13 protein-coding genes are annotated in these 13855 nt (G+C 68.7%); 8 read left to right on the top strand and 5 right to left on the bottom strand.

The window, feature by feature from the left end:
• Nucleotides 1-9: 9 nt before the first annotated feature.
• From JOE30_RS02745 to JOE30_RS02730, 4 genes are read left to right on the top strand one after another with little or no spacing between them, the layout of a single operon-like run.
• Nucleotides 10-969, top strand: coding sequence for a carbohydrate ABC transporter permease (locus JOE30_RS02745; RefSeq protein ID WP_371831700.1), 960 nt, complete (start codon nucleotides 10-12; stop codon nucleotides 967-969).
• Entirely contained in the window at nucleotides 966-1856 is an 891-nt protein-coding gene (locus JOE30_RS02740) for a carbohydrate ABC transporter permease (RefSeq protein ID WP_204869290.1), read from the top strand. The genes JOE30_RS02745 and JOE30_RS02740 overlap by 4 nt, the downstream gene beginning before the upstream one ends.
• Nucleotides 1857-1899: 43 nt before the next feature.
• Entirely contained in the window at nucleotides 1900-3222 is a 1323-nt protein-coding gene (locus JOE30_RS02735) for an ABC transporter substrate-binding protein (RefSeq protein WP_204869289.1), read from the top strand.
• An 18-nt stretch (nucleotides 3223-3240) separates the two neighbouring features.
• Complete coding sequence (locus tag JOE30_RS02730) at nucleotides 3241-4323, top strand: ABC transporter ATP-binding protein (protein ID WP_204869288.1); 1083 nt, start codon at nucleotides 3241-3243, stop codon at nucleotides 4321-4323.
• Between the two features lies 1 nt (nucleotide 4324).
• Here the strand turns inward: JOE30_RS02730 and JOE30_RS02725 are convergent, their stop codons facing one another.
• Nucleotides 4325-6298, bottom strand: a complete 1974-nt coding sequence (locus JOE30_RS02725; RefSeq protein ID WP_204869287.1) for a M13 family metallopeptidase — start codon at nucleotides 6296-6298, stop codon at nucleotides 4325-4327.
• Between the two features lie 106 nt (nucleotides 6299-6404).
• Here JOE30_RS02725 and JOE30_RS02720 point away from each other — a divergent pair, with 106 nt between their 5' ends.
• Together JOE30_RS02720 and JOE30_RS02715 are read left to right on the top strand one after the other, a co-directional pair.
• A complete protein-coding gene (locus tag JOE30_RS02720; protein ID WP_204869286.1) occupies nucleotides 6405-7793 on the top strand; it encodes a phosphotransferase in 1389 nt (462 codons plus the stop codon).
• Complete coding sequence (locus JOE30_RS02715; RefSeq protein WP_204869285.1) at nucleotides 7790-8542, top strand: putative protein N(5)-glutamine methyltransferase; 753 nt, start codon at nucleotides 7790-7792, stop codon at nucleotides 8540-8542. The genes JOE30_RS02720 and JOE30_RS02715 overlap by 4 nt, the downstream gene beginning before the upstream one ends.
• Before the next feature lie 68 nt (nucleotides 8543-8610).
• Here the strand turns inward: JOE30_RS02715 and JOE30_RS02710 are convergent, their stop codons facing one another.
• Both JOE30_RS02710 and JOE30_RS02705 read right to left on the bottom strand, forming a co-directional pair.
• Nucleotides 8611-9540, bottom strand: coding sequence for a pirin family protein (locus JOE30_RS02710; RefSeq protein WP_204869284.1), 930 nt, complete (start codon nucleotides 9538-9540; stop codon nucleotides 8611-8613).
• 45 nt (nucleotides 9541-9585) lie between these two features.
• Nucleotides 9586-10296, bottom strand: coding sequence for a dienelactone hydrolase family protein (locus JOE30_RS02705; protein ID WP_204869283.1), 711 nt, complete (start codon nucleotides 10294-10296; stop codon nucleotides 9586-9588).
• Nucleotides 10297-10386: 90 nt separating this feature from the next.
• Between JOE30_RS02705 and JOE30_RS02700 the strand changes: the two genes are divergently transcribed.
• The gene (locus JOE30_RS02700) at nucleotides 10387-10713 is read left to right on the top strand and encodes a hypothetical protein (RefSeq protein ID WP_239532466.1); all 327 of its coding nucleotides are present in this window, start codon (nucleotides 10387-10389) and stop codon (nucleotides 10711-10713) included.
• On the opposite strand, the gene JOE30_RS02695 is transcribed toward JOE30_RS02700, so the two are convergent.
• Nucleotides 10696-11517 carry a UbiA family prenyltransferase gene (locus JOE30_RS02695; RefSeq protein ID WP_204869282.1) on the bottom strand — a complete coding sequence of 274 codons (822 nt, stop codon included), beginning with the start codon at nucleotides 11515-11517 and terminating at the stop codon, nucleotides 10696-10698. The two genes, JOE30_RS02700 and JOE30_RS02695, sit on opposite strands and share 18 nt — an antisense overlap.
• A gap of 15 nt (nucleotides 11518-11532) precedes the next feature.
• On the bottom strand, nucleotides 11533-12930 hold the full coding sequence (locus tag JOE30_RS02690) for an NAD(P)/FAD-dependent oxidoreductase (protein WP_307806038.1): 1398 nt from the start codon (nucleotides 12928-12930) through the stop codon (nucleotides 11533-11535).
• A gap of 141 nt (nucleotides 12931-13071) precedes the next feature.
• Between JOE30_RS02690 and JOE30_RS02685 the strand changes: the two genes are divergently transcribed.
• Nucleotides 13072-13851 (top strand): 1-acyl-sn-glycerol-3-phosphate acyltransferase, encoded by a 780-nt coding sequence (locus JOE30_RS02685; RefSeq protein WP_204869280.1) that lies wholly within the window; start codon nucleotides 13072-13074, stop codon nucleotides 13849-13851.
• Nucleotides 13852-13855 lie beyond the last annotated feature (4 nt).

The raw sequence follows: 13855 nt of genomic DNA, 5'->3' as shown, positions 1-13855 counted from the left end.
GTCCCATCGGTGAGAGCAAGCCCGCCGCGATCGCGGCCGGTGGTCCAGCGCACCTTGCCGGAACTGCCACCCGCACAACGATCTTTCCTCCGTCGACCGTGGCGCGACTACGCGCTGTTCCTGGTGCTGGTCGGGCCGAACCTGGTCCTGCTGGGCGTGTTCACCTACCGGCCGCTGCTGGACAACATCAGGCTCTCGTTCTTCGACTGGAACATCTCGTCGCCGACGTCGACCTTCATCGGTCTCTCGAACTACCGCGAATGGTGGGGACGCAGCGACACGTGGCAGATCGTGTCGAACACGGTCATCTTCACCATCGCGGCGGTGGCGGGCAGCATGCTCCTCGGACTCGTCCTGGCGATGCTCCTCGATCGCAAGCTGCGCGGGCGCAACATCGTCCGCTCGGCCGTCTTCGCGCCGTTCGTCATCTCCGGCGCCGCCATCGGTGTGGCGTTCCAGTTCGTGTTCGATCCGAACTTCGGCCTGATCCAGGACATCATGCGGCGGTTCGGCTTCGAGGGAGTGCCGGACTTCTACCAGAGCCCCGGGTGGGCGCTGTTCATGATCACGGTGACGTACCTGTGGAAGAACCTGGGCTACGCCTTCGTCATCTATCTCGCAGCGCTGCAGGGTCTTCGGCAGGATCTGACCGAAGCCGCGCAGATCGACGGCGCGAGTCGGTGGACGACGTTCCGCAAGGTGACACTGCCCCAGCTGCGTCCCACCACGTTTTTTCTGTCCATCACCGTCATGCTCAACTCGTTGCAGGTCTTCGACATCATCAACGTGATGACACGGGGCGGTCCCCTGGGCACCGGCACCACCACGATGGTCTATCAGGTGTACGAGGAGTCCTTCCGCAACTTCCGGGCGGGCTACGGCGCGACCGTCGCCACGATCATGTTCCTGGTGCTGCTCGTCATCACCGTCCTGCAGGTGCGAGTCATGGATCGAGGTGACGCGCGATGAGCGTGATCGACAGGGCGCCGGCCGCTACCACCGACGATGCCCGCCCGGCGCGGGACGCCGCCCGGCGTCGCCGACTCTCCACCCTCTTCGGCTACGCCGCGATGGTCGTGGTCATCGTCATCATCGGGTTGCCGCTCTTCTGGATCGTCGTCACCTCGTTCAAGGAGCGCGGTGACATCTACGTGCAGCCGTCGGTCTGGTGGCCCGCGGTGTTCCGCCCGGAGAACTACGACGAGGCGACGACCACCGTTCCGTTCTGGACGTTCCTGAAGAACTCCCTGATCATCACCAGCATCCTGGCCGTCGTGAAGTTCGCGCTCGGCGTGCTCAGCGCCTACGGCCTCGTCTTCCTGCGCTTTCCCGGCAAGACGATCGTCTTCCTCGTGATCATCGCGGCACTGATGGTGCCGAACCAGATCACGGTGATCTCCAACTACGCGCTGGTGGCACAGCTGGGGTGGCGCAACACCTTCCAGGGCATCATCGTGCCGCTGGCGGGCGTGGCGTTCGGAACGTTCCTCATGCGCAACCACTTCCTGTCGATACCGCAGGAGATCATCGAGGCCGCCCGCATGGACGCCGCCGGCCCGGTCCGCCTGTTGTTCCGGGTGGTCCTGCCGTTGTCGGGCCCGACCATGGTCGCGTTCGCCACCATCACCGTGGTGAACGAGTGGAACGAGTACCTCTGGCCGTTCCTGATGTCGGACGACTCGTCCGTCGCGCCGCTGCCGGTGGGCCTGACCCAGTTGCAGAACAACGACGGCGTCACCAACTGGGGGCCCGTCATGGCCGGCACGGTGCTCACCATGCTGCCCATCCTCGTCGTCTTCCTCGCGCTGCAACGCCACATGATCAAGGGACTCACCTCCGGCGCCGTCAAGGGCTGACCCCTCTCCCCCATCCACCGAGTTCTTGCACAAGGAGCACATCATGCAACCGTTCACTCGCCGCGGATTCCTCGGCCTCTCCGGTGCCGTCGCCGCCGGTGCCGCCCTCACCGCCTGTGCCGGAACGAGTTCGACGAGCACCTCGTCGTCGTCCGGCGGCGGCGATGCCAGTACGATCACGTTCTGGTCGTCCCACCCGGGCAGCTCGAAGGACATCGAGAACGAGCTCATCTCGCGCTTCCAGACCGCCAATCCCGATCTGACGGTGCAGATGGTCGACGGCGGCAAGAACTACGAGGAGATCGCGCAGAAGTTCAACGCCGCGCTGTCGGGCGGGTCGCTGCCCGACGTCGTGCTGCTCTCGGACGTGTGGTGGTTCAACTTCGCGCTGCTCGGCGCGATCTCGCCGCTGGACGACCTGTTCTCGCAGGCGGGCGTGAACACGAGCGACTACGTCGACTCGCTCGTCGCCGACTACAACTGGAACGACAAGACGTGGGCGCTGCCCTACGCCCGCTCGACCCCGCTGTTCTACTACAACCGCGAGGTGTGGACTGCTGCCGGACTCCCGGATCGCGGGCCGGCCACGTGGCAGGAGTTCGATCAGTGGGGCCCGGAGATCCAGCGCGCCATCGGATCCGGCAAGCTCGCGCACGGCTGGGGCAACGCGGAGGACTACCTGGGGTGGACCTTCGAGGGACCGATCTGGACGTTCGGCGGCAGCTACTCCGACGAGTTCGATCTGAAGTTCACCGACGAGCGCACCATCGAGGCCGGCAACTTCCTCAAGGACATGATCCACACGAAGAAGTACGCGGCCGTGTCCAACGACATCGCCAACGACTTCTCCGCGGGCCTGCTCGGCTCGACCATCGCGTCGACCGGCGACCTGTCGGGCATCACGAAGAACGCGAAGTTCGACTTCGGCACGGCGTTCCTCCCCGCCGAGGCGGGCACTCCCGGGTGCCCGACGGGTGGCGCCGGACTGGCCATCCCGGCCAACATTCCGGACGAGCGGAAGATCAACGCGCTCAAGTTCATCGAGTTCGTGACCAACACCGAGAACACGGCGTACTTCTCGCAGAACGTCGGCTACATGCCGGTGCGCAAGTCGTCCGCCACCGACGCCTCCGAGGTCGCGTTCCTCGAGCAGAACCCGCGCTCGCGGACCGCGGTGGACCAGCTCGCGCGGACGCGGTCGCAGGACTACGCCCGCGTGTTCGTGCCCGGCGGCGACCAGATCATCGGTGCGGGACTCGAGCAGATCGCCCTGCAGAACGCCGACGTGGCGTCGACGTTCTCGGGTGTGCAGGATCAGTTGCAGCAGATCATCGATCGCCAGATCACTCCCAAGCTGCCCAAGTAGAAGCGGATCACCTCTGTCATGGCCTCGGTACATTTCGTGGAGACGACCCACCGCTACGCGGGAGCCCCGACTCCCTCGGTGGACGCGCTCAGTCTGGACATCGCGGACGGCGAGTTCCTCGTGCTCGTCGGACCGTCGGGATGCGGCAAGTCGACGAGCCTGCGCATGCTCGCCGGGCTCGAGGCGATAGAGAGCGGGCGCATCGAGATCGGCGGCAAGGACGTCAGCGGGTACGCACCCAAGGAACGCGACGTCGCGATGGTGTTCCAGAACTACGCGCTGTATCCGAACATGACGGTGGCGGAGAACATGGGCTTCGCGCTGCGTAACGCGGGGATGTCGAAGGCGGACACGGCCGTCCGTGTCGAGGAGGCGGCTCGGATGCTAGAGCTCGAGCCCCTCCTCGGCCGGCGTCCGGGCAAGCTGTCCGGCGGCCAGCGTCAGCGCGTGGCGATGGGACGCGCGATCGTGCGTCGCCCCGAGGTGTTCTGCATGGACGAGCCGCTCTCCAACCTGGACGCGAAGCTCCGGGTGAGCACGAGGTCGCAGATCGCGTCGTTGCAGCGTCGGCTCGGCACGACGACGGTGTACGTGACCCACGATCAGGTCGAGGCCATGACGATGGGGGACCGGGTCGCGGTCCTGAAGAGCGGACTCCTGCAGCAGGTCGCGAGTCCGCGCGAGCTGTACGCGAATCCGGTCAACGACTTCGTCGCGTCGTTCATCGGCTCGCCCGCGATGAATCTGCTCGAGACGGACGTGGTGGACGGGCATGCCGTCCTGGGTGGCGCGCGTGTCCCGGTGCCCGCCGCACACCAGGGGAGGATCGTCGTCGGCGTCCGCCCCGAGTCGTGGGAACTGGTGGGCGAGTCCGACACCGAGGCGGTCGAGCTGACCACCGAGCTGGTCGAGGAGCTGGGCGCCGAGTCGTTCGCCTACTCGGTCGGACCGGCCGACGCCGGCTGGACGGCCCGCGGTGGCCGCGTGGTGGTGCGGGTGGATCGTCGTGTCGTGGTCGGCGCGGGCGAGCGCCTGCGCGTCAGGCCGGACGCGGGTGAGGTGTACTTCTTCGATCCCGAGTCCGGCCTGCGCCTGCGCTAGATCACCAGATGCGCACGCGCTGTTCCGGATCCAGGTAGAGCGCGTCCTGCTCCGTCACCTCGAAGGCCTCGTGGAAGCTGTCGAGGTTGCGAACCACGCCGTTGCACCGGAACTCGGGCGGCGAGTGGGGATCGATGGACAGGCGGCGCAGCGCCTCCGCGTCCCGCGCCTTGGTGCGCCACACCTGCGCCCAGCCGAAGAAGACACGCTGGAGCCCGGTCAGTCCGTCGATCTCCGGGGCCTCGGAGCCGTTCAACGAGATCTTGTACGCCTCGACGGCGATCGACAGACCACCGAGGTCGCCGATGTTCTCGCCGATCGTGAACTTGCCGTTGACGTGATGTCCGGGAAGGGCTTTCGGCTCGAACGAGTCGTACTGCTCGATCAGCGCAGTGGTGCGCTTGCCGAACTCGCTGCGATCACTGTCGGTCCACCAGTCGACGAGGTTGCCGTCACCGTCGTACTTGGCTCCCTGGTCGTCGAATCCGTGGCCGATCTCGTGTCCGATGACCGCACCGATGCCGCCGTAGTTCGCGGCGTCGTCGGCGTTCGGGTCGAAGAACGGGGGCTGCAGGATCGCGGCGGGGAACACGATCTCGTTCATGCCCGGGTTGTAGTAGGCGTTGACGGTCTGCGGCGTCATGAACCACTCGCCGCGGTCCACCGGACCACCGAGCTTGTCCAGATCGCGTTGGTACTCGGCCTCGTAGCCGCGGCGGTAGTTGCCCACCACGTCCGACGGATCGATCAGCAGCGACGAGTAGTCCCGCCAGGTGTCCGGGTAGCCGATCTTCGGGGTGAACTTGTCGAGCTTCGCCAGCGCGGCCGTCCGCGTCTCCGGGCTCATCCACTCGAGGTCGGAGATGTTGCGCCGGTACGCCTCGACGAGGTTGGCCACCAATTCCTGCATGCGCGTCCGCGAGTCGGCCGGGAAGTGCTTCTGCACGTACAGCTTTCCCACCGCCTCGCCCATCAGGTCCTGCACGAGGGAGACGCCGCGCTTCCAGCGCTCGCGGTTGGTCTCGGTTCCCGTCAGCGTGCGGCCGTAGAAGGCGAAGTTCTCGTCGACGATCGCGGACGTCAGGTACGGCGCGCGGGAGTGGAGGATGCGCCAGGTGGCCCAGGCCTTCCAGTCGTCGAGGCTCCGCGTCGACCACAGCTCCGCGAACGTGGTGAGGAAATCGGGCTGGCGGACGACGATCTCGGCGAAGTGCCGGTCCGCGTCCGCGCCGAGGCCCTCGATCCAGGCGTCCCACTCGAAGCCGGGAGCGTCCGCTCGTAGCGACTCGAGCGTCGTCAGGTTGTAGGAGAGATCGGCGTCGCGGCGCTTCACCACGTCCCAGTGGCCCGCCGCCAGGGCGGTCTCGAGATCGAGGACGCTCGCTGCGGACCGGGTCACGCCCGCGAGGGTGAACATGGCGCCGATGTGCTCGGCGTACTGCTCGCGAACCTGTGCGTGCTCGTCCTCGCGGTAGTACGACTCGTCGGGGAGGCCGAGGCCGGACTGCGAGAAGTGGACGAGGTAGCGGTCCGACTTCTTCGAATCCGTGTCGACGTAGTGCGCGATCGCGCCGCCGACACCGGTGCGCTGCAGAGTGCCGAGTGCGCGGGCGAGCGACTCGGTGTCGGTGGCGTCGGCCACCGCCGCGAGCTCGTCGGCGATCGGCGCGGTGCCGGCCGACTCGATGGCGTCGGCGTCCAGGAAGCTGCTGTAGAGGTCACCGATCTTCGCGGCGTCCGAGCCGGGCGCCGGGCTGGAGTCCGCCGCGACCTGGATGATGTCGCGGACGTGCTCCTCGGCCCGGTCGTACAGCGTCCGGAAAGCGCCGTCGACGGCGCGGTCGGCCGGGATGTCGTACTCGGCCAGCCAGCGGCCGTTGACGTGCTCGAAGAGATCGTCCTGCGCCCGAGTGGCGGCGTCGACGAACTTCAGGTCCAGGCCCGAGGGCCGTGCGAGTGATGCGTCCGAGGTCATGCCTCCATCCTGACAGGCCGGACGAGATGCGCGGGGGCGACGGGGCATTACGCTGGTCGTCGCAGGGTCACGTTGTCGACGAGAGAATTCGGGGTAACCGAGGCTCATGTCCACGGAACAGCACAGCATCGACGAGCCCGTCGCGCCGCCACCCCTCGACGAGGGCGCCCTCCTCGGCGCACTCGCCGCCTGGCTGCCGGAACAGCGGTGGTTCTCCGCCAAGGGTCACACCGTCACCGGAGTGCATCTGCTCACGCGGGAGACGCTGGCCACCACGTCCGAGCTGGTGGTCGAGCACGTGCTCGTGCGGGTGGACCTCGAGGGCGCCGAGCCCCAGATCTTCCAGGTGCCTCTCGGTGTCCGGACCTCGGTGGACGAGGACCTCGACCCGTGGGTGATCACCCGGGACGGCGGCGCGGTGGTGTTCGACGCCCTCCGCGATCCCGACGCCATCTCGGTGTACTCCGACCTCCTGGCCACCGGCGGGACCGGCGAGGTGCGCTTCCTGGCGATGCCGGGCAGCGACCTGCAGACCGGCCTGCGCGGAAAGGTGCTGGGCGCGGAACAGTCGAACACGTCGGTCATCCTGGGCGACCGTCATCTGCTGAAGATCTTCCGGCGCGTCACGATCGGGATCAATCCCGACGTGGAGCTGCACCGGGCGTTGGGTCAGGCGGGGTGCGAGAACGTCGCGCCGCTGCGCGGATGGATGGAAGCGGACATCGACCACACCGAGACGACCCTCGCCATGGCGCAGGACTTCGTGGCGGGATCCACCGAGGGGTGGACCACCGCGCAGGCGAGCGTGCGAGACGTCCTGGCCAGCGGTGACGTGACGACGTCCGACTTCACGAGCGAGGCGCGCGAGCTGGGCCGCGCCGTCGCCTCCGTACACGCCGATCTCGCGTCGGTGCTGGGCACGTCCCTGGCGCCGGCGGCCGGTACGGCGGCCGACATCTCCGCTCGCGTGGAGACGGCACTGCCGGTGATCGCCGACCTGGAGCAGTACCTGCCGCGCATCCGGGCCCTGATCGACCAGGCCGCGGGCACGGGCGGCATCGACACCCAGCGCATCCACGGTGACCTGCACCTGGGGCAGGTGCTCCGCACGCCGGAGCGGTGGGTCCTCATCGACTTCGAGGGCGAACCGTCGAAGTCGTTCGAGGAGCGGCGCACTCCGGACAGCACGCTGCGCGACGTGGCGGGGATGATTCGCTCCTTCGACTACGCCGCCATGAGCCACGTCGTCGAGATCGACGATCCGCAGGAACGGGCGCGACTCGAGCCCGTGGCGCGGGAGTGGGTGGAGCGCAACGTGTCCGCGTTCTGCGACGGCTACACCGAGGTGGCGGGACACGACCCGCGCATCTCGTGGGCGCTGCTGCGAGCGTACGAGCTGGACAAGGCCGTGTACGAGGCCGTGTACGAGGCGCGCAACCGCCCGACCTGGCTCTCGATCCCCCTGCACGCCATCGAGCGGCTCGTCGCGGAGTGACCTCGCGTACGGTCGCCGTGCTGCGGGCGGCCGGCTGCGTGTTCGCCGAGGACGAGGCAGCGCTGCTGATCGGGGAGGCTCCGGACGAGAGCACGCTGGCCGACTGGATCGCGCGCCGTGTCGCCGGTGAGCCGCTCGAGTACATCGTGGGGTGGGCGCAGTTCCACGGTGGCCGCGTGCTCGTCGAGCCCGGCGTCTTCGTGCCGCGCCGACGGACCGAGGCCATGGTGGACGCGGCGCTCGACCGACTCGGCAGCGGCGTGCTGCTCGATCTGTGCTGCGGCTCGGGTGCCGTGGCCGCCGCGGTGATGCGCTCGGCGCCGGGGTCCACGGTGTACGCCTCCGACATCGACCCGGTGGCGGTGGCGTGCGCTCGCCGAAACCTGCCGTGCTGCACGGTCTTCGAGAGCGACACGTTCGCCGCAGTACCGACGCACCTGCGCCACGGGATCGCCGTCCTCACCGCCAACACGCCGTACGTTCCCTCGTCGGCGATCGAGACCATGCCGCCCGAGGCGCGGGATCACGAACCCCGCGTCACGCTCGACGGTGGACCGGACGGACTGGACGTCCAGCGCCGCGTGGCCGCGCAGGCACGCGATTGGCTGGCGCCCGGCGGATCACTGATCGTGGAGGCGTCCGCGGCACAGGCCGACACGGTGCGGCAGATCTTCGCTGCCGCCGGTCTGGAGCCGACGGTGGTGCACGACGAGGATCGGGACGCCACCATCGTGATCGGGCGTGCGTGAGCGTCCACAACTCGTGCGGATCGACGGGATCCCGCCGATCCGACCGAGTTCAGGACTGTGACGCACGGTCAGGGCTGACCGAACCGCCCGGACTGGAAGTCCTCGAACGCCTGGAGCACCTCGGCCTTGGTGTTCATGACGAACGGCCCGGCCATCGCGACGGGCTCGCGGATCGGCTCGCCTCCGAGGACGAACATCTCCATAGACTCGGTGCCCTCCGCGGCGGCGAAGGTCAGCGTGTCGCCGGAGCCGTAGACCGTGGTCTGACCGGTGCGTACGGGCCGCCGCTCGGTGCCGACGGTGCCGGATCCGCCCAGCACGTAGGCGATGGCGTTGTAGCGCGCGTTCCAGGGCAGGGTGACCGAGGCACCGGGGGCAACGGTGACGTGGGACAGCGTGATGGGCGTGTAGGTCGATCCCGGACCCTGGTGGCCGTCCATCTCGCCGGCGATGACGCGCACCAGCGCGCCGCCGTCCGGGCTCGAGAGCAGAGCGACCTCGCGGCCGGTGATGTCCTGGTACCGCGGCGCCGCCATCTTGTTGCTGCGCGGGAGGTTCACCCACAGCTGCACGCCGTGGAACAGCCCGCCCGAGACGACGAGATGCTCCGGCGGGGCCTCGATGTGCAGGATGCCTGCTCCGGCCGTCATCCACTGGGTGTCGCCGCCGGTGATGGAACCGCCACCGCCGTGCGAGTCCTGGTGGTCCATGATCCCGTCGATCATGTAGGTGACGGTCTCGAAGCCGCGGTGGGGATGCCACGGCGTTCCCTTGGGCTCGCCGGGCGCGTAGTTCACCTCGCCCATCTGGTCCATGTGGATGAACGGGTCGAGGGACGTCATGTCGACGCCCGCGAAGGCACGTCGGACCGGGAACCCCTCGCCCTCGTAGCCGGTGGGGGCGGTGGTGACGGCGCGGACCGGCCGGTTCACCGAGCCGGGCTGCGGCGTGGAGATGCGGGGGAGCGCGAGAACGTTGTCGACGGTCACTGCGGGCATGTCGGCCTCCTGGGATTAAGTTGAAGAATCAACTACTTGCCCGGCTCAACCGCGCGGCCCCGCTACTTGTTCCCCCGCCGGATCCACGTGCAGATCGAACCAGTCGAGGGTGCGCGACCACGCGTCGTACGCAGCCCGTTCGTTGTAGACGGCGGGTCGATCGTTGCAGTGGAAGCCGTGCTCCGCGTCGGGATAGCGGGCGATGCGAGTGTCCACCTGCGCCTCGGTGACGGCGGCGTTCAGCGCATCGACGTCGTCGACCGGAATGCCGGTGTCGAGATCGCCGAAGAACCCGTGCCACGGCGTCCGCAGTGCCGTGGCGCCGTCGAGCAGGGGCGGGTAGCCGAAGCGACCCTCTCGGATGCCGCCGCCGTAGAACGTGGCCGCGGCGCCGAGTGGACGCCGCACCGCCGTCTCGAAAGCCACCGTGCCGCCCATGCAGAACCCGACGATGGCGCACCCGCTCGGTCCGTAGCCGTACCCGGCCAACTCGTCGAACGCGGCATCGACGTCCTGATCGATCTCCTCGGCCTTCAGTGCGCCGATCAGGTCCATCGCGGTGCTCATGTCGTCGTACGACACCACCGGATCACCGGCCCGATGGAAGAGATGCGGGGCCACGGCGATCCATCCCGCCGAGGCGAAGCGGCCGCAGACCTCCGCGATGTGGTCGGTCACGCCGAACGCCTCCTGGACGACGACGACACCGCCTCGTATCGGACCTTCCGGGACGCGTGTGGTGAAAGTGATGGCCATCCCACCATCAGATCACGAGAATCTCGGTGTTCTATGTGTGAAATGTGTGAAACGGGGAAAACCGCGCCGAGGAACCAGCAGGAGGCTGCCATGACATCGACCTTGAACAACCCCGGAGCAGCGACGCCGCAGGAGCCGACCGGTCCGCCGCCGACGTTCGAGATCGGTGCGCGGGTGCGCACCCGGCACTCCGTCGACCGCGACTCGGATCCGGCGTCGTGGCCTCTCGAGACGGGATCGATCGTCGAGGACTTCGCCGACTTCGTGGGCTCGTCCTCCGTGGGTCGGGACTGGGCCGTGGCGCACCGGTGGGCGGTGGCGTTGGACAACGGGTGCCTGGTGTTCCGCGACACCGACGACCTCGAGGCCGCCGGGGACCTGAGCTCGGCCGCCGAGGCGTCAGCGCGGAAGCAGTAGCACCAGCACGGTCACGCCGGCGATGACGATTGCCGCGCGGAAGGGCGTCCGGCCGCTGCCGGTCGACGCGATCCACGCGGCGACGATCACGACGGCCAGAGCGGCGATTCCCGCTGCGGTCGTGGCCCCGGTGCGCCCGAGGGCCCCGCTCCCCACGACCCCCACGATCGATGCGGTGACGAGCACCCCCGCGGCGAGTGGAGCGACCACGCGCGCGGGGAGTCGGTGTGCCAGCCCGCGGACTCCCGTCGCCGTGTCGTCGGCGATGTCGGGCAGCACGTTGACCAGGTGGGCGCCGAAGCCGAGCAGCGCCCCGACCGTGATCATCCACCACGGCGGCATCGCGTCGGCCACGGTGAGCGAGACGACCACGGGCGCCGATCCGAACGCGACGGTGTACGGCAGCCACGACACGACGGTGGATTTCAGACCCAGGTTGTAGGCGAGGGCCGACCCGACTCCCAGCACGAGGTGCACCGCACCGGGAACCACGCCGCACAGCATCGAGAACACCACGCAGACCACCGCAGCGACCGCGACGCACACCCGCACGATGGTGGGGTCGAGGCGCCCGACGGCGAGCGGCTTGTCCGTGCGGCCGACCGCGGTGTCCCGCGGGGCGTCGATCAGGTCGTTGGTCCATCCCACGATCAGTTGCCCGCTCAGCACCGCCACGACCACGACGACGAGGAGCCCTGCCGAAGGTGGCCCGATGCTGACCGACAGCAGTGCGACGAACGACGTGACCGCGGCGGCCGGGCCGGGGTGGGAGGCGACGAGGAGAGCGGAGAGTCGACTGCCCATGTACCGGAACAGTACTCAGCTGGCGCGAGCGTCCTCGCGTACCGGGGCTCCCGCGTCCCGCTCGCGGCGGGCGTCCTCGAGCACGACGAGCCTGCCGAGTGCCGTGCGCGCATGCATCTGCTGCTGCGTGACGGTCAGCTGGGTCCGCGCTCGGCCGAGGAACGTCCACGTCCAGTTGAAGACGGTGGTGAGTCGACTCTTGAATCCGACGATGTAGACGAGGTGCACCGCGAGCCACATCAGCCATGCCAGGAAGCCGGTGATCTTGACGGGTCCCACCTGCGCCACGGCCGAGAACCGCGTCACGGTCGCCATGCTGCCCTTGTCCCGGTAGTGGAACGGGGTGCGCTCGGGGCGCGGTGTGTCGGTGGCAGCGGCGCGGACGTCGGCGGTGATGCACCGTGCGGCGTAGCGGCCGCCCTGGATCGCCACCTGGGCGACGCCGGGGAGCTTGTCGCGCGCCATCATGTCGCCGATCACGAAGACCTCGGGGTGGCCCGGCAGCGTCAGATCGGCCTCGACGAGCACGCGGCCCGCGCGGTCGACCTCGGCTCCGGACTTCGCCGCGAGCTGCGCCGCGAGCGGGCTCGCGGAGACACCGGCCGACCAGACCTTGCAGGAGGACTCGATGCGGCGCTCGGTGCCGTCGCTGTCGCGGACCGACAATCCGTCGGCGTCGACGTCGGTGACCGCGGCGCGCAGCTCGACCTCGACACCGACCTTCTCGAGCCGTCGTCGAGCATTCTCGCCCAGCGAGTCGGCGAAGGGCGGCAACACCTTCGGGGCCGCGTCGAGCAGAATCACGCGGGCGTCGCGGCTGTCGATCGTGCGGAACGTTCCGGCGAGGGTGCGGCGCGAGAGCTCGGCGATCTGGCCCGCCATCTCGACGCCCGTGGGGCCGGCGCCGACGACGACGAACGTGAGCAGCCGTGCGCGCTCGACGGGGTCGGTGGTGAGTTCGGCGGCGTCGAACGCGTTCATGATGCGCCCGCGCAGCTCGAGGGCGTCGTCGAGCGTCTTCATGCCGGGGGCGAACTCGGCGAAGTGATCGTTGCCGAAGTAGGACTGGCCGGCGCCCGCGGCGACGACGAGGCTGTCGTACGGAGTGACGGTGACGCGGCCACGGCTGACCGAGACGACGGTGCGCGCCTCGAGGTCGACCTCCGTGACGTCGCCGAGCACGACGGCGGCATTCGCCTGGTTCTTGAGGATGAGACGGGTGGAGGGCGCGATCTCGCCCTCGGAGAGGATGCCGGTGGCCACCTGGTAGAGCAACGGCTGGAACAGGTGGTGCGCGGTGCGCGCCACGATCGTCACGTCGACGTCGCTCCGACGCAGGGCCTTGGTCGCGAACAGGCCGCCGAATCCGGAGCCGATGACGACGACGCGGTGCGGGGCTGTGGTGGTGGTCACGGTGCCCGTTCCTCTCACTTCACGTGGCCGACCTGCGGGTCCGCCTCCGACGGGGTTCCCGTCTGTGACCCAGACCATACACGGCGCGCTCGATTTGTCAGAACAAATAGGTGGAGCAGGGCGAACGCCTACGATTCGAGCATGGATCGCCCCGTGGTCGCCCTCGAGAACGCCGACGCCGTGTACGACTACTACCGGGAGCATCAGCAGAATCGACGCGTCACGCGGCTCGCCTACGGGGCTCTCGCCGGACGGTTCCGACCCCGCGTCCGGTACGGCGACGGCGCGCGCGAACGCCTCCGCGCCCTCATCTACGACGACACGCGGTTCATCCTGGCCGTGAACCACGTCAGCGAGACCGACCCGTACACGGTCGCTGCCGCCGCGTGGTCCAGTGCGCTGCGACCCGTCATCGGCCGCACCCGCGTCCTGGCCAAGGACGAGCTGTTCGTCGAGACCGAACCGAACCGTCCGCGGACCCGCCGCATCGCGGAGCGGACGTCGCAACGACGCCGCATCGAGATGATGGGCGGCATCCCGGTGTTCCGCAGCCGCGACCACGGTCTGCGCGCCGTGTCCCGAGCCGGCAATCTCATGATGGACGTGTGCGCCGAAAGGCTCTCTCGCGGTGACGACCTCGCGATCTTCCCGGAGGGCACGTGCAACGAGGGTGATCCGACGGTCCTCCAGCACGTCGGGAGCGGTATCGGCCACATCGTCACACGCGCACGGACGCGCGGCGTCGAGCCGAGGCTCGTGGTGATGGGGCTGCACTACGGACCGCCGCCCGGCAGGTACCGCTCGGCGAGCGTGCACATCGACGTGCCGGACATCGTGCTCCCCGACAAGCCGGTCTCCATCGCGCGCACCGTCGCCGAGTATCTTCAGGTCGCCGTCGAGCTGTCGGTCCGCCAGTACTGACTGG

Source organism: Rhodococcus sp. PvP016 (genome assembly GCF_017832185.1).
GTDB lineage: Bacteria > Actinomycetota > Actinomycetes > Mycobacteriales > Mycobacteriaceae > Rhodococcoides.
Note: the sequence above shows the minus strand (reverse complement) of the source record. Positions and strands in the feature narration are given on the sequence as shown.